Consider the following 20888-nt stretch of genomic DNA (forward strand, 5'->3'; position numbering starts at 1 on the left):
AAAACTGCTTGAAGCCTTATTCTTATACCTTAATAATCCAAACTCAAAACGAACATCGTCTAAAACGACATCAATTTACCTCGTCATAAAAACCAAACTCTAATTCAGGGTTTATTGCCAACTAAAACTATCATTTAAAAGGACATACGATTATGAGTGAATATATCTACGTTTATGATGACAAAATCTTGGATGAATACCTAGATAAAGTGAATGCTCGTAAAGATATGGTTAATCGATCGACATTAAGATTACTTGCCAATGAGCTTAAAATTGAACTTTCAGTCGGTAGGCTTAAAGCAAAAGAGTTTTATGACTATATAAGAAGACCCAAGAACATTATTAGACTATTGAAGTAGGGACTATTTAATAATCTGCTCCAGATATTTAGATTCAGCTTCAACCACAACTGGACACATTGAAACAGAACGTGAGTCATATACTATAGCTTTCATCAAACGTTACTACACAATTGTTTGGTTTCACTTTGGTTCCGTAGATGTAATCATCTACTTTTCCTGCTATTGATTCTTTGCAGCTTTAATCATTTAAAGCTGCTTTTTTTCAGTATCGACTTATTGTGAGTATTAGGCATAGAAACGACTGCGAATAAACATAATTCTTCATGCATCATAATACGCAGCAGTTTCTTTGGCGTACTTCGATGCTATCTCTTTTCAAGCATGCCTTTATCGACAATGAAGTCTATGATTTCCTGCAGCCCCTTCCGTTCTTTCAGGTTGGTAAACACATAAGGTTTTTCTGGACGCATTCGAGCGGTATCCGCTTCCATGACCTCTAATGATGCTCCAACATAAGGCGCAAGGTCTATTTTGTTGATAACAAGCAAATCAGAGCGTGTAATGCCCGGTCCGCCTTTGCGTGGAATTTTCTCCCCTTCCGATACATCAATCACATAGATCATCAAGTCAGCCAGTTCAGGGCTAAACGTGGCACTGAGATTGTCACCACCACTTTCGATAAATACCACGTCTAGGTTTTTGTGCCGCATAGAGAGTTCCTCCACCGCAGCGAGGTTCATCGAGGCGTCTTCTCTAATCGCGGTATGCGGGCAACCACCAGTCTCGACCCCAATAATACGCTCTGCATCTAAGGCTTCTGCCTGAGTGAGTATCTTTGCATCTTCTTGCGTATAGATATCGTTAGTGACGACAGCGATCTGATAAAGATCTCGGAGAGTTTTGCACAGAACCTCTAGCAATGCCGTTTTACCAGACCCAACAGGTCCACCAACGCCAATTCGCAAAGGTTGTTTGTAGTTTTCTTGCATAAGAGTTGTCCAAATTATGGATGGAGTTAAAATTCGATGTGTAATTATTTAATGGCTAATAATGAAAAAGCCGAACGTTATTGAAAGTCACCAATTAAGAGGATGATTTTTAATGGCAGTCATCAAGGAACAGATGATGTTTTTTTAATGAGTATTGGAGTATTAAATAAGGCACTGAGTTGTGAATGGTTTGAGAGTGATTAGGCAAACTCATTGGCGAAGTTTTTGACTAACTAACCCGTAAATATTGATAACGAAGGTTTGCAATTTTTATCATCAACAATGTCTACATGATTCGACTGGTAGGTTATGTCTCCTAACCACTCTCGAAGCAAAATATACAATAAAAGCCTCACCATTCCATTCCGATATCAGCCCATAAAATTTAGAATTAGAATTCAGGCTAAATTATCTGAACATTGTGACTTCATATCTACATCCTAAGATGTTCAAAATACTTCAAGCACCATCTCTGCATAAAGAACACTATTACTAGGTGTGCTATTGATCCTCAATTCAGCTATCTGACTCGTAATCTTAATTTTCATGATTGATAAAAACAAAAACATTATTCATTACTTTCAATAAGTTAAATAAAAAATCAATAGCGCCTATTTAGATTTGAGCTCAAATTACTGAGATAAGACACTTTCTTTGATGAATTTATGAAAAGAACAAAGGAGTAGCGTTATACTGTGCGTTGTACTGTCGCATGGATGCTTTTCTTTTAGCCCAACTTACTGCCTGTAGTAAGCCCAATTATGAGATAAGCAATAGTGGAATATAGATATATTGAAATGTTCAAACCAGTGAAGCTTGAGGAGTTTTACGTAGAGTATCACTACATTGTCAACATCGCCTTCGCAAAAGGCACCGTTTACATCAATGAACAACAAATCACCATCGATGGCCCGTCAACCTTAATCATCCCTCAATTTACCTGTTTGTCGTGTAATTTGACTCAGAAATCGTCGTTCTCACCATTACAGATTCAATTGTTAATCGTGACCGATGACATGTTAGAAGGCTTGCTACTTCAACTTCCTCAAAAGCGTAGGTTCATCAAAAATACCGTAGCTCATCAACTGCCAACACCAGTGGATGTGGACAATAACTTTCAACTACTCAAAGAAGTGTATGACTCATTAAGTAGAGATGCTTTGAAAATCATGCTTTTAGAACAAACGCTATATTTCATACTGCTCTCTCTTTGCGAATCTGGTATCGATGTTTTCAATGTCTTTCAGTTCAATTACGAAGAAAGCAAACGTGAAGTCATCGCACGAATGATCACAAAGGAACCACAAAGAAAGTGGCAAATTCAAGATGTCGCCAAGCAGCTGTTTACCTCTACCTCAACATTAAGAAGGCATTTGCAGAAAGAGAATCTGTCGTTTAGCCAGCTATTGGTAGATGTAAGAATGGGGCTTGCATTGAACATGCTAACGTTCACTTCCTACAACGTTTCACAGATCAGCAACCGCTGTGGATTTGGTAGCGCCGCTTATTTTTGTGATGCCTTCAAGAGAAAATATCACTTAACGCCATCACAGTTCCGAGCTCAGTCTAAGAAGACCAGTGATGCGTCACTTGTCTCCACAAGAAGTGACGATGTGAGCTAACAACGCTCTAGTGGATGACGGATCGAGCGTAAAGCCTTGCGCTTTCTGCTCACTCTATTTTGCTTTTCATTTAAATCACCAATCATTGCGTCCAGGTAACGTTTTCTCTCGTCCTTCAGGAGTATGGTGTTTCGCTTTATGCACTAGAAAACTTCACGATATACCCAAGCCATCTCAAAGGCTGGGTCATAAAAATTAGATTTAGGGAAATATTATGTCTAATTCGATCACCGTTACATCTGATGACTACAACAACATCTGTCGATTACTGGATAACATTCCGAATTTCACCGACGAGCTGCTTAAATTAGAAGATGAAATTGACCGCGCATTGATTGTCGATGCACACGAGATCGACAACAATATTGTCACGATGAACTCTAAGGTGACGTTCAAATTCCTTGGTGAGGAAGAGCATATTCAGAAAGAGCTCGTTTACCCAAACCAAGTGAAAGATAACTCTCACATCTCCATACTCGCGCCGATTGGCATGGCACTTATCGGGCTGTCTGTCGGTCAACGCATCGATTGGATACTGCCAAACGGCAACAAGAAAACCATTGAGATCTTGGATGTCGTTTTTCAACCAGAAAGAAATATAGAGTAGAGATAATCCAACGAATAAACTCAATCATCAGCCATCACTCTTAACCAGAGTGATGGCTTTATGTTTTGATTACACTTGTGGCGGTGTGCCTTCTGCGTTTGACAGAACACAATCCATTTGAACTTTGGCACCTAGCGCGATGTTAGACACAGCAATCACGGTTCTTGCTGGCAAATCGCCATCAAAGAAAGTGGCGTACACCTCGTTGATTGCATCAATATCAGCGATGTCAGTCACTTGAATATTGACCTTAACCGCGTCATTCATCACGTGACCGATGCTCTCAACGATCGCTTTAATGTTTTTCAAACATTGCTCAGCTTGCTCTTTAGCTCCACCTTGAACCAGCTCATGGTTCAGTGCATCCATCGGTAGTTGCGCGGAAATGTGGTTATAGTGAGAAAACGCCACAGTTTGCGTTGCAAGCGCATCAAGAGGTGCATTCAGCGTGTTGTTTGCCTTAATCACAATGCCATGGCGATCTTCAACTTCTTGAGGAGGCGTACCGTCACCATGAGAAATCACGGCATCAATTTGTACTGCTGCGCCCATTGGTAGCGCTGAAGCCTGAATAACCGAGCGAGCAGGCATGTAAGCCACGGCTCTTGCGATCGCCGAATCTGGGAAGAAAGTACGGTACACTTCGTTCACTGATTCAATATCTGCTAGATCTTGCAGGTAAACGGTCGTTTTTACGATGTCATCTAGCGGAACATCAATGCTCTCTAGAATGTTCTTGATGTTTTGCAGACATTGATGAGTTTGTTCTTTTACACCACCTTCGACCAAGTTTCCTGTCGCTGCATCTACCGGCAACTGTGCGGAGATGTTGTTGTAGTGCGAGAATGCGACCGTTTGTGTAGAAATCGAATTGGTTGGTGCTAGATCAGTATCACGCGACACCTTGATCAAGTCACATGGCTTTTGGGGTGTTGTCCCCTCTCCATTAGAAATAAGCGCATCCATTTGTAGTAACGCTCCTTCAAAAGGCACCGCCTCAATCGCCAACACTGTGCGTGTTGGTAGAAGGTTAGTAAAGAAAGTCGCATACACCTTGTTTACTTCTTCAACGTCATGAATGTTGGTCAAGTAGACATTTATCTTAACGACATCATCCATTACATGATCAATGCTCTCTACAATTCTTTTAATGTTCAAAAGACATTGTTTGGCTTGCTCCTGAATACCACCGTCAACAAGCTGGTTGGTTTGAGGATCAATCGGAAGTTGAGCGGAGGTATTGTTGTAGTGAGAAAACGCAACACTTTGCGTTGAATGGCTGTTAAGTGGTGCAGTTTCTGTGTTTCTAGAGCATTTAATAATGGTGCCAGTCATTTTAATGTTACCTTTAATTAATGATAAAAGTATTTAACTTACGTGAACATCATTGAGGCTAGAAAGGAGAGCTATCAGCTATATTTCATTGCAATTTAATATAGAATAGAGTTAACCGCTTCTGTTATATCCATCTTTTAAACCATAGATAAATAGAGCTAAGATCAACAAAGAAGCGGTGATAATCAGAATCGTTCCTAATATATCGATTTTATTTAAAGAGAAAGTAATCATTCCGGATAGGACCCCAACAAGGATGACTAAATCAATTAATATGCCTCTAAATATTTTCATACCTCTCCTTTCACAAACAATCACATCGTAAGTAAAACTATAAGATTATGCTGATTATTTAGACGCAATTCATTACAACATGCGCGCATTATGTTTAATTTTTACGCGCTTTACATTTCAAGTTTCCCATTGCCTTGATGCAGCTTTTCCTACTCAAAATTTCATCTCTAATATCATTAATAAAATGAAACCAAGAAGAACAGGAAAAGGCCCACCTTTAATTTTATAAATTAAATAATTAAGTCATAATGTTTTGAAATAATAAGAAATGTTTCATGCCCACTTGTCGATATAAACTCCTATTTGATAGAGTCCAGTCGCTCATATGAATTGAGTAACCTACTCACAAATAACTTTATTCCGCTCTTGCACAACTTAGCCCTATCCAGTTTTGGTTAGGGCTTTTTTTGAGGTAGAAAATGAACTTAGAAAGGATTGACTATTCATCGATTGAGGACTTTGAGATTAGGTTAAAGCCCTTCAATGCCACATACTGGAACAAGATATTAAGTTTTCTCAATTCTATTGATGATGTCACCTCATTTTCTTACGATTCAGAAGATAACGTCTTTGTCGAATTAGACTCAAGCTTACTCTTCTACAACTGTGAAAATTCAAATAAATACAAGTTTAATTTCGATAACGTTTTTATTTGTAAGTTTAAGTCTATCGCCAGTGATGGGTATAACATCCGCTTATATTCGAATGGTGTTAATTTTTTATCTATTTAACGGATAGCAAGCCAAAAAAACATGTACGAGAAAACAGATAAGTTATGTCCAAATTGCTTTCGTTGGCTACTAAGAAATACTGCCAAAGGTGAGATATATTGCCCAGATACGATCTCATGCAGAGTGAAGGGCTCATTGATCATGCCTCCGTTAAAAGTCACCAAAGCGAGGCTAAGAAAAACCTTAGTTAACGAAATTAGAAAAGACAGACAGCACCAGAACCTACCGGTGATCAACCGAATTAATAAGCTCTTGAGCTAGAACATAACAAAAGAAGTGCTTTCACTTTGAAGCACTCACTAAAACTTGGATAAAGCGAGCAATCTCGCCCAAACCAATATAGATGCACACGACCACCACCGAGTATGCACATGCTCGGTGGTGCTACTTTATTTAAGCCCTAACAACGTAGAAAACAAAAGGACAAACAACAGATGAAAACTGTTATTCATGAAACCCTACTACGCTTATCTTCAGCCCCACAAGAGTCTCATGTTCAAATTAGGCAGGAGCTTTACAACACTCTAAAACTGCCATTCGAGAAGCAGTTAGCACTATATACCCATGTTCTTGGTCCAGTAAGTTCCGGTCAACTGTCCAGCAACCAAAGCTTAACCAGAGCGGTAGGCGATGCGGAAAGAATCATCCTAAGCAACAAATAATCGATAACGAGGAATAAGCTTTCTCACGCCCTTAACCAAAAAAGTCGGCCTCACCACTTTAAACGGTGAGGCCGACTTATATAGCAGAGTTATCTCCATGTCCTTGGGATTCTATCTCGCCTTATTTCTTTCTAAGTACGAAAAACAGAATAAACACAGATCCAATTGCTGAAGTCATCAGACCTATGGGTAACTCCTGACCGGGGATCAGCACTCGGCTCATTAAATCACTGGCTGAGAGCAGCATCGCGCCAATAAAAGCACATAAAGGCAATAGATAACGATGACTTGGTCCGGAAAATGGTTTCGCGAGATGCGGCACGATGAGCCCAACAAAGCCAATCACGCCACTTAAAGAGACAAAGATGGCTGTAGAGAGTGCCGATAAAATAAACACGGTCACACGGAGGAATTTGACGCTTACACCCAGTGAGTTACTGGTGTCCTCATCCACCAACATGGCATCGAGCGAACGCCAGCGCAGCATGGTAAACAGTGCGAGCACAATAACCCCAACCGAGGCAAACGGCAGATTTTCCCATTTTGCCAGCCCTAAGCCCCCCATCGACCAAAAGAGAATATTACTCGCCGAACGTTGATCGCCGGTATAAATCAAATATCCAGTAATGGCACTGAACAGGAACGAAACCGCCAATCCAGACAAAATCAGGCGCTCAACTCCTTGAGACTTTTGTAGAAAGAACACCAGGATGACCGAAGCTGCGGATAAGGTTGCCCCAGCAAATGCTGCCACCGGTAAAGACCATTGACCTAACGCCAAATCGAAATGGCTGATAACCGCAACAACGCCAGCCGATGCACCCGCAGATAACCCGAATAAGAATGGATCAGCCAAGTCGTTCTTAGTCACGGTCTGCAATAGCGCCCCCACCATAGCAAGCCCAGCACCAACTAAAATCGCAAGCAGAAATCTAGGAATTCGAATCTCACTCAAAATAACGTTGGTCATTGCAGGTAGCGAGGCGTGGTCAAAGGTAAAAAACTGATAAACCGAGGAAAAGGGTATGTCTATTGTTCCGTAAGAGAGCGAAAGGAACAGTATGACCGATAGCAACATCAGGCTTGCCACGATAGCAAGCCAAAACTTCACATTCGAGTTACTCATTAATCACGATACCAGCCTCGGGATGGAGCTTGGCTGCAATCTTCTTAATGGCAACCACATTGTTAGGACCAGGCGTCAGCTCACTGTACTTCAACCGTAAAAATTGACCATTTTTCACCGCATTCGTTTGACGCATTAGAGGGTTGTCACTCAGCGCTTTTATCGAGCTGTTGATCGCTGCATCATCTGAGCTGCCATAATCCACCAAAATGATCATATCGGGATTATGAATGGCAACTTTTTCCCATGGCGCGGTGCCCCAACTAAAGTTTTCGTTGCCCATCACGTTGACGCCACCAGCCGCTTTGATCAGCGCGTGAGGCATGGCAAAGCGCCCACTGGTAAAGGGCTGATCAATGCCTGAATCGTAAAGGAACACCTTCTTGGTTGTATAAGCTGCCACCTTTGCCTCTATTTCGTTGAGGTCTTTTTTCCAATTCTCGACTAAGCTCTGTGCTTTATCACTCTTATCGAAGACCTTGCCCAGCTTAAGGACATCGCCGTAAAGCAGTTCCATAGAAGCTTCTTGTTTCTTCTTAGTGATGTGAGCGCAGCTTTCGCTGAGTACCAGCGTCTTTACACCAAAGTGCGCCAAGTTTTGTGGCGTTAGATCGGAGCCAAATTTTAGACCGTAGTTCCAACCAGCAAACAGGAAGTCCGGATTCTTTTCTAGTAAAGGTTCTAGCGTTAAGTAACGCCCAGAGATTTCGGGAATATCACCTAAGTCTGCCTTGAACTGATCAGATACTTGATACCAACCTGTAATACCATTTACCGCCACCATGTTAGGTTGTAACCCCAATGCGAACGCCATTTCCGTCATATTGAGATCTTGGAATACCGCTCGTTTTGGTGCTTGTTCAAACGTCAATACGTCCCCACAGCTTTCAACACTGACGGGGTAATGTGGTTCCGTCGGTACATTGGTGTTTGCGTAAACAGAGACAGATAAAAACAACGGCATCAAGCATATTTTTTTCACGGTAACTCCTTAATCTATTTCAAAAAAACGGATCGCTTTTCCTGTTGTAGGATGTAAGAAATGAAGGGTATTCAAATCAAAAGTATCTTTTATCCAGTGAGCGTTGAGCGTATTTTCGACCGTATCGCACACCTGCATTTTGCCTCGATTAATGATCATCACTTGGTCGGCAAAGTATTCGGCAAGGTTTAAATCATGTAATACGGCAATCGTTGTAATCTGCTTATCCTTAACGATTTTGAGGAGCTCTATTCTCGCTTTAGGGTCTAAGTGATTCGTCGGCTCATCTAAAAGCAGCAACTTGGGCTCTTGCACCAACACTCGTGCTAAGTTGACGCGCTGAAACTCTCCGCCAGAAAGCTGCCCAACTTTTTGCTCTCTTAACGTCTCCAGTCCAAGCTCGGCGATCACGCGGGTAATGCATTCGTTGTCGTATTGGCGTGTGGAATAGTGAAAATGAGGAAATCGCCCCAGTGAAATATAATCAAGCACTCTCATTTGTGGGTCGACGGTATTATTCTGCCCCATAAATGCAATATATCTTGAACGCATTTTATGGTTATAACTCGAAAGTGGTTTACCCAGAAAATTCAATTCACCAGAGAGTATATTCACCGTTCCCATAATGGTGCGAATAAAGGTCGATTTTCCGCACCCATTAGGACCAACAACCGCTAAGAACTCTTTCTCTTTTAGACTAAAGCTAATATCCCTAACTAACTCCGTTTTAATGCCCAGTGACAATCCCTTAATGGTTAACACTTCTTTCACATTAATAAGCCTTGCTAGTTAATATTTAGCTATTATCAAATAAAAAAATCCGTAGTCAATAAAAACAGAAAATAAAAAATATGTTTTTAATTATGATTTAGAAATATATTCATTTTACTTAGAAATAGAGCCCTATCCTTTATTCATGTGAAACGAATAGCAAAGTTAATTGAAAAACTACTATATCAAATAGCTAAATTTACAATCGTGATAATAGATATGAAGTATAGAAAAGTAATTGACTGTAAAACGATAACGCTCAGAGAGTTTTATGTGGAACATCATTACATAATATATCTCTCTGAAGCCAAAGGACTGGTGTCCATCAATGACAGTAAGATCGCCATTACCTCTCCAACTATCTTGATGATTCCTCAATACAGCCGAGTTTGGTGTGACTTACGCAGCGAGAGCCCATCACAGTGCATTGAGGTTCAAATACTGACTGTCTCCAACCATACGATCGACTCTCTGATTGCTAAAGTTCCACAGCGGGCATTTGGTGCCAATAATATCTCTTACGCTATCAGTGACAACTTCGAGATAAAGGACAGATTCAAAATATTAAAAGAGGGGCATGACACCTTAAGTAACCACGTTTTAAAGACGTTACTGGTTGAGGAGACTCTATTTTTTATATTCTTAACAATGAGTTACTATGAAATGGATATTGTTCGAATGTTCAAATCCGATCATTACCAATCAAAGCGAGAAGTCATCACTCGGATGATAAGCCAAGATCCGACTCATAAGTGGCAAATTGAGGAAGTCGCCAGCAAGCTGTTCATCTCCTCTTCCACGCTAAGAAGACACTTGAATAAAGAAGACGTCTCTTTCAGCCAATTGCTGTTAGACGTAAGAATGGGCATTGCACTCAATATGCTGACGTTCACTTCCTACAATGTCAGTGAGATCAGCCATCGTTGTGGCTTTGGTAGTTCGGCTTACTTCTGTGATGCATTCAAACGAAAGTACAATCTTACGCCCTCAAAGTTCAGACAATATTCTAGAGAAAACAACGGTTCATCACTGCTGACACTCAAGTACTAATCACTCCCTCATAGCCAAACAAACACAATCGAAGCTCATAATCCACAAAACCTAAAAAAGCCCAATATTGGCGTTAATATTGGGCTTTCTATTATGTTTATAAGAACTGAAGCTTAGCCTTCCACTTTCGCTGGCTCGCCTTTGAACTTGTTTAGCACGGCAGTATGCAGACCATTCTGATACGCCACCGCAACGAGTACAATCACCACACCGATTGACTGCAATAGCGTCACCGACTCACCACTTGTAAATGGTGCAACAAGAACGGTAGTTATTGGGCTTAATAGCAATAGACCTGCAACAACGGTTGGGTCCAAGTTTACCGAACCAATTTGTACAAATACCCAAGCAACCGCATGACCAACAACACCTAAGATCACAATCCAGATCCAGTTGCTCATATTAATCGCATCACCCGCAATCGAACCATCAGCCGCTGATAGTGGCAGTTTGCCGTCGACAAGAACACCCGTGGTAATGTTGAAACCGTGCGTCGTCGCCATAACAATCGCAGCAGGGATAAGCTGAGCAAGGAATACCCACATCAGTGGCTGGAAGTAGCGACCTGCGTTCAGTGTGCCCGACTTACGGCTAGTGTAGAGGTATAGCGCGTAACAAATACCCGATTTAATACCCAGAATCGTACCCACTAGCGCAATTGGATAGCCCCACATGGTGCTTGGACCTTCGGATGGACCGCCTTCTAGAACACCACCCGCTAGAACAATACCGAACAACATAATCGGTACTAGGAACCAGAAGCTTTTCTCCGGCTTAAACTTATCAAACGTCATGGCAAGCAATGGCATGATGATGATCTGTAGGTTAAGCAAGATAGATGAGATGCCCGCACCAATAAAGAAGATCGCAAAGTTCCAAGAGGTCATATCAAGACCAAGGAAAATACCAGCGACGATAGCGAGTGCAAAACCTGATTTGTTAATTAAGCCTTTCTTTTTAATTTCAGAGACAGCAAAAGGAATTAAAACTAAGAAACCTACTAAACAACGTAAAAACGCGTTGGTTGCTGGTTCAAAGTTGGCCTCTTTTACCATGATGGCAGAAAATGCTAACGCAATAATACCAATCATAATAAACATATAAGCAAGTGGTTTGCTCATTTTATTTTCTGGTCCAGATGTGGACGCGGTTCTAACTTCAGACATAAATAGCCCCAGAATGTAAATAAAAGTAATATTGGATTTTTTAATTAACGCACATTGTTATTTAGCAAAATAAAAATATGCATTAATAAGCCATACCAGTACTCAATGACTGGTATGGCTTAATTAATACAGAGTTAAATAATTTTCGTAGGGAGACGCTAGGGTAAATATCGTTTTTATATTAAAAGAAGATGGATGCTATCTACGGTCAGGCAGCATGCCTTCTTTCAAAATAAAGCGAATAATATCTTCTAAACCAACACCGTCATGTAAGTTCGCGAAAATAAATGGACGATCGCCACGCATCTTCTTCGCATCACGGTCCATAATATCGAGAGACGCGTGTACATATTCAGCAATGTCGATTTTATTAATGATCAATAGATCTGACTTAGTGATACCCGGACCACCTTTACGTGGGATCTTGTCGCCTGCAGACACATCAATAACGTAAATCGTTAGGTCAGACAGCTCTGGGCTGAATGTCGCAGCCAAGTTATCACCACCAGATTCGATCATCACTAGCTCAAGGTCTGGATGACGCGATTGTAAGTCGTTCACCGCCGCTAGGTTCATCGAAGCGTCTTCACGGATAGCAGTATGTGGACAGCCGCCTGTTTCTACGCCAAGAATACGATCCGATGGCAGCGCGTCATGTTTTAGCAAGAAGTCCGCATCTTCACGGGTGTAAATATCGTTCGTTACAACCGCGATGTTGTAATGATCTTTAAGTGCTTTACACAATTTACGTAGCAGCGCTGTTTTACCAGAACCAACAGGACCGCCTACACCAACACGTAAACACTGTGTCATATTAATTTTCCTTTTGTTCTTTAAAGCAAATTAGCTTCGAAATAGTCTTGAATATTGCGTTTCATGTTTTGCACTTCCTAGCGCTAAGCCAGGAAGCGTTGGACCTAGCTCCCAATCCTCTAAACTGAGGGCAGATTCGACCGCTTCAACAAGCTTAGGTTGCAGTCGAATGCACAGACGCTGCGCTGCGGTATGCCCCAGCGGTAGTGCTTTACATGCCACCGCCAATTGGTTTTCTAACCATCCCCATGCAAAGCCAAGCAGGCTCTGCCGAACAGGAATATGGTTAAGCTGTGTAACCCAAGCAAACATGGTCACGTATCCAGGTTCTTGAAGCTGTTTTGCCCCTTCAACATGCAGCTGAGGGTGCATTTCAAGATTGGTCAGTAAGTCTATTAATGCTTGACCAAGACGAATGTCTTCTTCACATAACTCAGAGGTTTCGCGATTCGCTAACAGCCAATCGTTCCAAAACGTCACTTCTTGGCAATCACGATTCGCCCACGATCGATACAAGCGCGCTAGCACAGGTAATTCGCAACGCGATAAACCGTCATCAAGCACGCCTTCTAGCCACGCACCAAGCTCTTCTTCGTTTTTCACCCAACCAAGTTCAAAAGCGCTTTCTAACCCTTGTGACCAAGCAAACGCACCAATAGGAAGTGCTGGGCTAATAAATTGCATCAAGCCAAGTAGTGCTAGATCACCGACTTCACGATAAGAAGTATTAGTGTTCATGCTGATGCCCGTGGTGGTGACCATGAGAGTGATCATGAGCTTGCTCACGACCAGCATGTGCGTATGCACCCGATTCTGGGTCAAAAGGCGCTTGATGATGCGTCAATGTCGCACCAAGCAGCAGTGCTAATTCTTCAAGCACATGGTCCGGCGTCATTCGTACCCAGCAACGTCCGTCTTCATCCTGACCAACCGCAAGCAACGTGTGGCGGTTGCCTAAGTGATAACAAAGACGAGCGAGAGGAAGCGTACCGTTGATGTAAGCCGTCGTGACGGGTTCGTTCGCAGCATGGACACGAATCACTTCACCCGTTTTCGCTTCTAGCAGGTCGCCATCACGTAATACTGGTCCACGATCGAGAAACAAACCGACATCATGTCCCTTTTCCGTCACTCCTTTAAGGCGCCCTCGGATACGCAGCTCATAAGGAAGAATAAGACTATCGAATACCTCACATTCCGTATTGGTATCTAATCGTTTTGTTAGTTCAAGCATTGCAAGCCCTTACTGTTAATTAGAACAAATGGTAGCGTTGAGCCAACGGAACTTCTGTTGCTGGTTCACACGTCAATAGAACGCCGTCTGCACTTACTTCATAAGTTTGTGGATCTACGGTTAGTTCAGGACACACGTCGTTGTGCTTCATGTCTTGTTTGGTCTTGTTACGAACGTCTTTACACGCAACAAGCGGGCTGTTCAGACCCAGTTTTTCTTCTAGACCCGTGTTCATCGCAGCTTGGCTAACAAACGTCATGCGGGTTGCTGAAACTGCACGACCTAATGAGCCAAACATGTTGCGGTAGTGAACTGGCTGAGGCGTTGAGATCGCCGCGTTTGGATCGCCCATCGCAGCGCCTGCGATCATGCCACCTTTCAAGATAATGGATGGCTTAACGCCGAAGAATGCTGGCTTCCAAAGCACCAAGTCAGCGAATTTACCTACTTCAATCGAGCCCACTTCGTGTGCGATACCGTGAGTGATGGCTGGGTTGATGGTGTATTTCGCGATGTAGCGCTTCGCACGGAAGTTATCTGCGCCAAGATCTTGGTCTTCAGGAAGTAGACCGCGCTGTACTCGCATCTTGTTTGCCGTCTGCCAAGTACGACATACCACTTCACCCACACGTCCCATTGCTTGTGAGTCTGATGACATCATCGAGATCACGCCCATATCGTGAAGAATGTCTTCTGCGGCGATACTTTCACGACGAATACGAGAGTCTGCAAACGCAACGTCTTCAGGAATGTTTGGATCTAGGTGGTGACACTCCATCAACATATCCAGATGCTCATCAACGGTGTTGATGGTGTACGGACGCGTTGGGTTTGTTGAAGAAGGCAGTACATTTGGCAGTGCACACGCTGCAATGATGTCTGGAGCGTGACCACCGCCCGCACCTTCAGTGTGGTAGGTATGGATACAACGATCTTTAAATGCAGCCAGCGTATCTTGTAGGAAGCCAGATTCGTTCAAGCTATCTGAGTGAAGCGCAACCTGAACATCGTAGCGGTCTGCAACGTTCAAGGCGTTGTGAATACATGCGGCAGTCGCACCAAAGTCTTCGTGAATCTTCAGACTCATTGCGCCCGCTTTAACTTGTTGCTCAAGCGCTTCAGGCGTACTTGCACTGCCTTTGCCCAGTAGACCAATGTTCATTGGTAGATCATCGACCGCTTGCATCATCTTGCCAATGTGCCAAGGACCCGATGTGCTGGTTGTCGCTAGACTGCCTGTTGCAGGACCAGTACCGCCGCCAATCATGGTCGTTACACCGCTCATCAGCGCTTCATCAATCTGTTGCGGACAGATAAAGTGGATGTGTGTATCGATACCACCTGCAGTTAGAATTTGGTTCTCACCTGCGATGATTTCAGTACCAGGACCAATGATGATATCAACATTCGGCTGTACATCTGGGTTACCCGCTTTACCGATGGCTGCGATACGGCCTTGCTTAAGACCAACGTCAGCTTTAACGATGCCCCAGTAATCCATGATGATAACGTTAGTAATAACCGTATCCATTACTGCGTCATCACAACGCTGGCTCTGACCCATACCGTCACGGATGACTTTACCGCCACCAAATACGACTTCTTCACCGTAGTGCGTGTGGTCTTTTTCAATCTCAATCCATAGCTCTGTATCACCCAGACGGACTTTGTCGCCCGTGGTAGGACCGTACATGTCTACATACGCTTGTCTAGAAATCTTCATTACTGTTACCTTTACTTAGAATTGTTATCTAGTGAGCCCATCACGTCGCCACGGAAGCCGTAGACTTGACGTAAGCCAGCGAACGGAATCAGCTCCACTTCGCGGGTTTGACCTGGTTCGAATCGGATTGACATGCCAGCGGCGATCGCTAGGCGGTGACCGTAAGCAAGCTCTCGGTCAAAAGATAAAGCGCGATTCGCTTCAGCAAAGTGGTAGTGAGAGCCAACCTGAACAGGGCGGTCACCCGTATTAGAAACTTTCACTGGGATGGTTGTGCGGTCAGTACACAGCTCAATGTCATCTGCTTTTAGTTGGTATTCACCTGCAAACATGGCGGTCTCCTTAAATAATCGGGTTATGCACAGTCACTAGCTTTGTGCCGTCAGGGAAAGTTGCTTCTACTTGTACTGTTTCAATCATTTCAGCAATGCCAGGCTGAACATCAGCACGAGTTAAGATTTCACGACCTGCACTCATCATTTCTGCAACGGTGCGCCCTTCACGTGCACCTTCCATGATTGCGCAGCTGATCAGCGCAACAGATTCTGGGTAATTCAGCTTGATGCCTTTTTCTTTGCGTCTTTCAGCAAGCAGACCTGCAGTGAACAAAAGTAATTTGTCTTTATCTCTAGGTGTTAATTCCATCGTTTACTCCGTTTCATGATTTTCAATATAAAATCGCGTTATTAGATGTTTAATAAGGCGTTATAATTCGAGTTTGATTAAGTCAGCCAGATTCTTGGTATCACCGGTTCCATGCCAATGAGCATCGGACGCAATACTTCTCTCGCTTGTTGGAATAAGTCCCAAACTTCGTTTCTTTCGGTACCGAGATAGCGGATGACCAACACGCCACGACGCTCACTCACCGCCCAACGGTCGGACGCTGGCATATGCTCTCGAAGTGCTAAAATGGCTTGTTTTGGATCGTCTAGACCCACCGCCCACATATTGGCGTGAACCGTTGAACCACCTTGCCCCCACTTACCGGTAAAACGCGGATGAGTTGGGTCGATCGTTTGTCTTTCAAGCCACAGTGGCTTGCCATTTTGGTAGAGGTTAAATTGTTGAGTGATGCATCCACTGTTGAATGGCAACTCACTAGCAGGTCGCCCTAGAACGGTAATTTCCCAACCAAGACACTTGGCATTTGTACCCAAGTTGATCGTGCAAGTTTGGTCACCAATAGAACCATCAAAAGCAATCGACTCTTGAGGAAGCCACTCTAAAATGGCGTTATCCTCAACATCCAAGTTGGTATGTTGTTTCCACGGCACCAAGTTGCGGTCGGCTTTGTACAGCTTGTTTGCGGCGGGGGTTGTCACTAAAGCGTGAGCGTCACTTTGTACACCAATGTTGAAGTTCAGCTCGTCACCACTCACCAAGCCACCAGGCGGGTGCAGAATGTAAACATGGCAACAGCCGTCTTTACCCTCAGGATAGAAAGGTCTTTGGACAATCAGGGGTCCAAAGTGTCGTAGGGTATTTAATCGCGTGACACTGGAATTGCCTTCAGCATGCGCACCAAATTTTAATGTCAAAGACGCTAACCACTGACGATTGAGACCAAAGCCTTGTTCAACACGAGGTGTACTGGTTTTGTCAGTCGTTGTCGTTTGGAAATCTGTCATATGAACATACCTTTCTACCTACCTTTAAATAAAAAATTAGGATTAAAATGCTTATTACCGTTTCATTGGTAACGAATGAAATAGGTCAAACTTCAACGAATAACGCTGAATAGGAATAGAAATCACGAGTAATAAATAACGCCTAGTGAAAAGAGATACTTAATAATTCTCTTCTTTAATTTCACCTATGGCGTCACTATTAATAAACTTACACAATTACATGGATTTCTATATCGATGCTGTAACGAATGGACACAATATACAGGAATCAAGCGGAGTCTAAATTAGACATTTTGCCCAAAAGATTACAATATAAATGTCAGCATCACTTCATTATTAATGGAATGTTTAAAACTATTTCCGCATTACTAAATAAAAAATATAAACAGTGAATTTACTCACAATTTCTATCATTGCTAAACGATGAGATAAGAGTGAATTACCGGAAACCGCCAAACTTAAACAATGGATTTTCTGAAGCGGCTTCTGAACTGCTGAGGTGTGGTAAGTTTATTTTTTTTAAACACAGTGCAGAAATAGGCGGAGCTCTTAAATCCACTCAGGTTGCTTATCTTCAATATGCTGAAGTTACTAAACTTCAGATACCGAATCGCGACATTGAGCCTCACCTCGTTGAGGATGCAAGAGAAAGACTTCTGCTCTGCTGATAACCCTCTCCTCAAGGTAGAAATGCTGGTCGCCATAGACAAAGCCGCCGCCTCAAGCGTCCAATGCTTCCTCGGTTCACGCATAAGCAGATTGGACAATCTCTCAGAAACCGACAGGTCACTTTTCATGTTTAAGACGATATTGATGTCTTTGTTTTCCAGATGTAGGTGAATCAGAAGTTCAACCACACTCTGTCTAAGCAGCGCTTTATTCAACCGCCCCATACAACGATGCCCATCAACGACCCGATTCATTAAAAAGACATCACAAAAATCTTTGTTATGAGCTTTTAAGAAATTTCCGCCATCACTCGAACGGCACAATTTTCTGTTTCTCTTGTCAAAGATAAACTTGTTTAACTCATAAAGGTCTTGCTTAACAAAGCCAATATCAAAATCATTTAAGCTAATGAAGTCTAATTCAGACTGCTCAGTTAACTTTGATATATTAACGTGAACAAACGAGTTTTTTGGAATGATAATTAAGCTATTATTAAACTCCTGAACGGGAGAACCATTAATATTAATGTCTCCTTGATAACCTGAGACTCTGGCAAATATCGTCTTTTTAGTTCTGTAATTGTGTAGCCTAAAATTGCTGGCATTAATATTATGAAAAAACATTGCTATCAAATAATTAACATCTATATACTGTCAAGCATACTAGCAAGATAGTCGATTCTTTGTGCGACATGTATAGATAATCAATCCATAAATGAAGTTATATGACTTCAAATCTAAATCACTCCCCTACCCTTATAGAAAACTGGTCGCAGTGCCATCGTGAAAATGGCGTGATTTGATAGGAAAAGATGACCGGTCCGCTAAAAGCAAGAAACTCAACTAGCATAAGTGGTACTTCTTGGTGTTAGCCTCAGTTAGGCTTTTGACCACCCCTTCTTGTTCAAGCAGAGTGAGCGCTTTTTCAATAGGCAGTCTTAACAACCCTAGCTTTATCATTAACGTATCGACCGATACCAAAGTGTCGCCGATGGATGACAAGCACTGAACAATGCAATTTCTGGTCTTACTCATTGACTCGTAGTTGCTGATAAACCGCCTTTTGACGGCGACCTTCTCTTGCTTGCTCTTACATTGATTACCCAAATCCATACGAAACCAATTTAATTCTTCCAATAACACGCTGTATGGGTCGCCCAAGTTATCAATGACAACGAACTGATCATCCGTTGAGTTGATCACGGTGTAATCCACCCCCTCCGATATTCTTGTCTCGTTCCGTGTGTTTATACTCGAGTAGAAGCGAATGGTGTGACCAAGCAAGCTATCGCATTCTTTCTCCAACTTACCCGTAGTGACAGCCAAACCAACATCAATCAACTTATAGAACTCACGCACGATTTTGTGTTTTGGCTGATAGGCACAGTCCAAGTTCAGCTCACAGGTTGCACAGTGATAATGACATTTACATTGGACGTAGGATTGGTTGGAACCATCGTAGACCCAGTTATTGCGATAATTGATGTAATACATACTGCCCAGCCCCGTGTGGGTCACATTCACCTTGTTACTTTTTACCAACCGACTCATGGTGGTAACGAGCGTCTCTTGGTCATAAACACCTTTGATATAGAGGTTTTGAGAGAGCTCTTTTAGGCTCACCTTCTGCTCAGAGTTAAATAAATAACCAACGATTTGGTTCTCTAAAGCATCAAGGGCGTCGTTTTCTTTTTCCTCGAATTCTTTTTTGAACTTTCGGACTAAGATTTTCAGTTTATCTTTAGCCAGACGTATCACTTGAGCCTTAGAGATATCATGTGTTGGTTCTAACAAGGAATAGAGCTCAAACCCCGCGCCTTCAAACTGTAGGGTGCGACACAAGCCTTGCCTTAACGTTCTAATTTCTTTCTTTTTTCTCCCATCCACAGCATGAACACGCAAGATAAAGTGATGAATCTCTTTCGCAAAAAATACCAATTTCATAATCATAATTTAAAAATAAAGACCTGAAGAGCTCACTAGCATTTCAAGTGAGTGTTAGAAAAATCGGCGAGGTTAAATACGCCAGAAACAAGGAGACAAAACGACCACAATGGTGAGGATCTCCAAGCGTCCCATCAGCATTCCGAGGCTCAAAATCCACTTTGCTGCATCTGGCAGTGTCGAGAAATTGCCAGTAGGACCAATAATGGAACCTAGACCAGGACCGACATTCGCCACCGAAGTAATGGCGCCGGACAAGCTAGTGACAGGGTCTAAGCCTATGATTGCCAATAACATTGCGATAAAAATAATGGTTAATGCATAAACAAAGGCGAATGCCGTTACACCTTGCACAATACTGTCTGACAAACGCGCTTTGTTGTAACGCAAGGTAAAGACGCCAGAAGGGTGTACCAACTGAAAAACCTGTTTTTTAAGGAGTGAGGTCGCTATCTGAATTCGGAAGATTTTGAAGCCCCCTGACGTTGAGCCAGAGCACGCACCCATCAACAGAACGAAGCAAAACAAAATGGTTGGTAAACTCCCCCAACTGGAGAAATCGTCTAATGCAAAACCCGTGGTGGTCATCACCGTAACGATATTAAAGGTCGCAATACGAATCGCGTCGATAAACGGGTAATCGAGCTTCAATGCCAACCAGTAAGCAACAACCAAACTCAACGCAACCACCAACTTAAAATAGGCTCTGATTTGCGCGTCTTTCACTAAACACGACAGACTCTTTTGGTTGATTGCTGCCACAAACTGAATGAATGGCATACCACCCGCAAACATAAAGATGATCGCCACCCAATGAGCCATTGGCGAGAAGCCGTTCATGGAGGCATCGGTCGTTGAATATCCTCCGGTAGATACAGTGGTCAGTGCGTGGTTTATCGCATCAAATACAGTCATGCCAGATAACAAGTAGCTCATCACACAAAGAAAAGTCAGTAGCAGATAAACAGACAGGATACTCTTGGCAACACTCTTCATTCGAGGTGCACTTTTTGTTGACCAATCAGAGGATTCGGTTTGGAAGAGTCGCATCCCGCCAACATTGATCATGGGTAGAATAGCGATAGCCATCACGATGAACCCTACCCCACCAAACCACTGGAGCAGCGAACGCCAAAGCAATATGCTGGGTGCCATGTTATCAAGACCAGCAAGAACCGTAGACCCAGTCGTGGTGATACCAGACATGGTTTCAAAATAAGGTTCATCGCGGATAAGCG

The 20888-nt window shown here is 42.8% G+C and carries 22 protein-coding genes; 5 read left to right on the forward strand and 17 right to left on the reverse strand.

All coding sequences use genetic code 11. The features are described 5' to 3' along the window. Positions 1–152: 152 nt before the first annotated feature. Entirely contained in the window at positions 153–359 is a 207-nt protein-coding gene (locus tag BCT11_RS10870; protein WP_038880130.1) for a hypothetical protein, read from the forward strand. 308 nt (positions 360–667) lie between these two features. Here the strand turns inward: BCT11_RS10870 and ureG (BCT11_RS10875) are convergent, their stop codons facing one another. Then, entirely contained in the window at positions 668–1291 is a 624-nt protein-coding gene (ureG, locus tag BCT11_RS10875) for an urease accessory protein UreG (protein WP_102388309.1), read from the reverse strand. A 776-nt stretch (positions 1292–2067) separates the two neighbouring features. On the opposite strand from ureG (BCT11_RS10875), the gene BCT11_RS10880 reads away from it, so the two are divergent. Both BCT11_RS10880 and rnk read left to right on the forward strand, forming a co-directional pair. After that, positions 2068–2913 carry a helix-turn-helix domain-containing protein gene (locus BCT11_RS10880; protein WP_038869815.1) on the forward strand — a complete coding sequence of 282 codons (846 nt, stop codon included), beginning with the start codon at positions 2068–2070 and terminating at the stop codon, positions 2911–2913. 214 nt (positions 2914–3127) lie between these two features. Next, positions 3128–3520, forward strand: a complete 393-nt coding sequence (gene rnk, locus BCT11_RS10885; RefSeq protein ID WP_038869817.1) for a nucleoside diphosphate kinase regulator — start codon at positions 3128–3130, stop codon at positions 3518–3520. 69 nt (positions 3521–3589) lie between these two features. On the opposite strand, the gene BCT11_RS10890 is transcribed toward rnk, so the two are convergent. Next, positions 3590–4855: a Rid family hydrolase gene (locus tag BCT11_RS10890; protein WP_102388310.1), complete on the reverse strand. Its 1266-nt coding sequence runs from the start codon at positions 4853–4855 to the stop codon at positions 3590–3592. Positions 4856–4966: 111 nt separating this feature from the next. Continuing rightward, the gene (locus tag BCT11_RS10895; protein ID WP_038869821.1) at positions 4967–5149 is read right to left on the reverse strand and encodes a hypothetical protein; all 183 of its coding nucleotides are present in this window, start codon (positions 5147–5149) and stop codon (positions 4967–4969) included. A gap of 1165 nt (positions 5150–6314) precedes the next feature. Here BCT11_RS10895 and BCT11_RS10905 point away from each other — a divergent pair. Then, the gene (locus BCT11_RS10905; RefSeq protein WP_038869823.1) at positions 6315–6542 is read left to right on the forward strand and encodes a PAS factor family protein; all 228 of its coding nucleotides are present in this window, start codon (positions 6315–6317) and stop codon (positions 6540–6542) included. A 121-nt stretch (positions 6543–6663) separates the two neighbouring features. Here BCT11_RS10905 and BCT11_RS10910 read toward each other — a convergent pair whose 3' ends face one another. Genes BCT11_RS10910 through BCT11_RS10920 form a run of 3 tightly spaced genes read right to left on the reverse strand, consistent with a single transcriptional unit; the run spans position 6664 to position 9421 of the window. Further along, on the reverse strand, positions 6664–7668 hold the full coding sequence (locus BCT11_RS10910; RefSeq protein WP_102388312.1) for an iron ABC transporter permease: 1005 nt from the start codon (positions 7666–7668) through the stop codon (positions 6664–6666). Next, positions 7661–8650 carry an ABC transporter substrate-binding protein gene (locus tag BCT11_RS10915; RefSeq protein WP_102388313.1) on the reverse strand — a complete coding sequence of 330 codons (990 nt, stop codon included), beginning with the start codon at positions 8648–8650 and terminating at the stop codon, positions 7661–7663. The genes BCT11_RS10910 and BCT11_RS10915 overlap by 8 nt, the downstream gene beginning before the upstream one ends. Positions 8651–8659: 9 nt before the next feature. Further along, the gene (locus BCT11_RS10920; protein ID WP_042604978.1) at positions 8660–9421 is read right to left on the reverse strand and encodes an ABC transporter ATP-binding protein; all 762 of its coding nucleotides are present in this window, start codon (positions 9419–9421) and stop codon (positions 8660–8662) included. A gap of 273 nt (positions 9422–9694) precedes the next feature. Here BCT11_RS10920 and BCT11_RS10925 point away from each other — a divergent pair, with 273 nt between their 5' ends. Next, positions 9695–10471 carry a helix-turn-helix domain-containing protein gene (locus tag BCT11_RS10925; protein ID WP_234331523.1) on the forward strand — a complete coding sequence of 259 codons (777 nt, stop codon included), beginning with the start codon at positions 9695–9697 and terminating at the stop codon, positions 10469–10471. 113 nt (positions 10472–10584) lie between these two features. Here BCT11_RS10925 and BCT11_RS10930 read toward each other — a convergent pair whose 3' ends face one another. From BCT11_RS10930 to BCT11_RS10980, 11 genes are all read right to left on the reverse strand, one after another. After that, positions 10585–11637 carry a DMT family transporter gene (locus BCT11_RS10930; protein ID WP_038869830.1) on the reverse strand — a complete coding sequence of 351 codons (1053 nt, stop codon included), beginning with the start codon at positions 11635–11637 and terminating at the stop codon, positions 10585–10587. Positions 11638–11835: 198 nt separating this feature from the next. Next, positions 11836–12450, reverse strand: a complete 615-nt coding sequence (gene ureG / locus BCT11_RS10935; protein WP_038869832.1) for an urease accessory protein UreG — start codon at positions 12448–12450, stop codon at positions 11836–11838. Positions 12451–12480: 30 nt separating this feature from the next. Next, positions 12481–13224, reverse strand: a complete 744-nt coding sequence (locus BCT11_RS10940) for an urease accessory UreF family protein (RefSeq protein ID WP_241909011.1) — start codon at positions 13222–13224, stop codon at positions 12481–12483. Continuing rightward, a complete protein-coding gene (gene ureE, locus BCT11_RS10945) occupies positions 13178–13684 on the reverse strand; it encodes an urease accessory protein UreE (protein WP_102388315.1) in 507 nt (168 codons plus the stop codon). Before ureE ends, BCT11_RS10940 begins: the two co-directional genes overlap by 47 nt. A 19-nt stretch (positions 13685–13703) precedes the next feature. After that, complete coding sequence (gene ureC, locus BCT11_RS10950) at positions 13704–15407, reverse strand: urease subunit alpha (protein WP_038869838.1); 1704 nt, start codon at positions 15405–15407, stop codon at positions 13704–13706. Between the two features lie 11 nt (positions 15408–15418). Beyond that, a complete protein-coding gene (locus BCT11_RS10955; protein ID WP_009696560.1) occupies positions 15419–15739 on the reverse strand; it encodes an urease subunit beta in 321 nt (106 codons plus the stop codon). 10 nt (positions 15740–15749) lie between these two features. Beyond that, on the reverse strand, positions 15750–16052 hold the full coding sequence (gene ureA, locus BCT11_RS10960; protein WP_009696559.1) for an urease subunit gamma: 303 nt from the start codon (positions 16050–16052) through the stop codon (positions 15750–15752). 77 nt (positions 16053–16129) lie between these two features. After that, positions 16130–17038 carry an urease accessory protein UreD gene (locus tag BCT11_RS10965; protein WP_102388316.1) on the reverse strand — a complete coding sequence of 303 codons (909 nt, stop codon included), beginning with the start codon at positions 17036–17038 and terminating at the stop codon, positions 16130–16132. A gap of 458 nt (positions 17039–17496) precedes the next feature. Next, complete coding sequence (locus BCT11_RS10970; RefSeq protein ID WP_102388317.1) at positions 17497–18330, reverse strand: AraC family transcriptional regulator; 834 nt, start codon at positions 18328–18330, stop codon at positions 17497–17499. Positions 18331–18549: 219 nt separating this feature from the next. Continuing rightward, on the reverse strand, positions 18550–19650 hold the full coding sequence (locus tag BCT11_RS10975) for a hypothetical protein (protein ID WP_241909012.1): 1101 nt from the start codon (positions 19648–19650) through the stop codon (positions 18550–18552). 72 nt (positions 19651–19722) lie between these two features. Next, on the reverse strand, positions 19723–20888 hold a 1166-nt coding region (locus BCT11_RS10980; protein ID WP_102388320.1), incomplete at its 5' end, for a TrkH family potassium uptake protein.

The organism is Vibrio sp. 10N.222.52.B12 (genome assembly GCF_002875385.1).
GTDB lineage: Bacteria > Pseudomonadota > Gammaproteobacteria > Enterobacterales > Vibrionaceae > Vibrio > Vibrio jasicida.

Bases quoted from the DNA above. Each gene is read 5' to 3' on its own strand.
- BCT11_RS10870 (WP_038880130.1), top strand. From the start codon at position 153: ATGAGTGAATATATCTACGTTTATGATGACAAAATCTTGGATGAATAC.
- ureG (WP_102388309.1), bottom strand. From the start codon at position 1,291: ATGCAAGAAAACTACAAACAACCTTTGCGAATTGGCGTTGGTGGACCT.
- rnk (WP_038869817.1), top strand. From the start codon at position 3,128: ATGTCTAATTCGATCACCGTTACATCTGATGACTACAACAACATCTGT.
- BCT11_RS10890 (WP_102388310.1), bottom strand. From the start codon at position 4,855: ATGACTGGCACCATTATTAAATGCTCTAGAAACACAGAAACTGCACCA.
- BCT11_RS10895 (WP_038869821.1), bottom strand. From the start codon at position 5,149: ATGAAAATATTTAGAGGCATATTAATTGATTTAGTCATCCTTGTTGGG.
- BCT11_RS10905 (WP_038869823.1), top strand. From the start codon at position 6,315: ATGAAAACTGTTATTCATGAAACCCTACTACGCTTATCTTCAGCCCCA.
- BCT11_RS10910 (WP_102388312.1), bottom strand. From the start codon at position 7,668: ATGAGTAACTCGAATGTGAAGTTTTGGCTTGCTATCGTGGCAAGCCTG.
- BCT11_RS10930 (WP_038869830.1), bottom strand. From the start codon at position 11,637: ATGTCTGAAGTTAGAACCGCGTCCACATCTGGACCAGAAAATAAAATG.
- ureG (WP_038869832.1), bottom strand. From the start codon at position 12,450: ATGACACAGTGTTTACGTGTTGGTGTAGGCGGTCCTGTTGGTTCTGGT.
- BCT11_RS10940 (WP_241909011.1), bottom strand. From the start codon at position 13,224: ATGATCACTCTCATGGTCACCACCACGGGCATCAGCATGAACACTAAT.
- ureE (WP_102388315.1), bottom strand. From the start codon at position 13,684: ATGCTTGAACTAACAAAACGATTAGATACCAATACGGAATGTGAGGTA.
- ureC (WP_038869838.1), bottom strand. From the start codon at position 15,407: ATGAAGATTTCTAGACAAGCGTATGTAGACATGTACGGTCCTACCACG.
- BCT11_RS10955 (WP_009696560.1), bottom strand. From the start codon at position 15,739: ATGTTTGCAGGTGAATACCAACTAAAAGCAGATGACATTGAGCTGTGT.
- ureA (WP_009696559.1), bottom strand. From the start codon at position 16,052: ATGGAATTAACACCTAGAGATAAAGACAAATTACTTTTGTTCACTGCA.
- BCT11_RS10965 (WP_102388316.1), bottom strand. From the start codon at position 17,038: ATGACAGATTTCCAAACGACAACGACTGACAAAACCAGTACACCTCGT.
- BCT11_RS10970 (WP_102388317.1), bottom strand. From the start codon at position 18,330: ATGTTTTTTCATAATATTAATGCCAGCAATTTTAGGCTACACAATTAC.
- BCT11_RS10975 (WP_241909012.1), bottom strand. From the start codon at position 19,650: ATGAAATTGGTATTTTTTGCGAAAGAGATTCATCACTTTATCTTGCGT.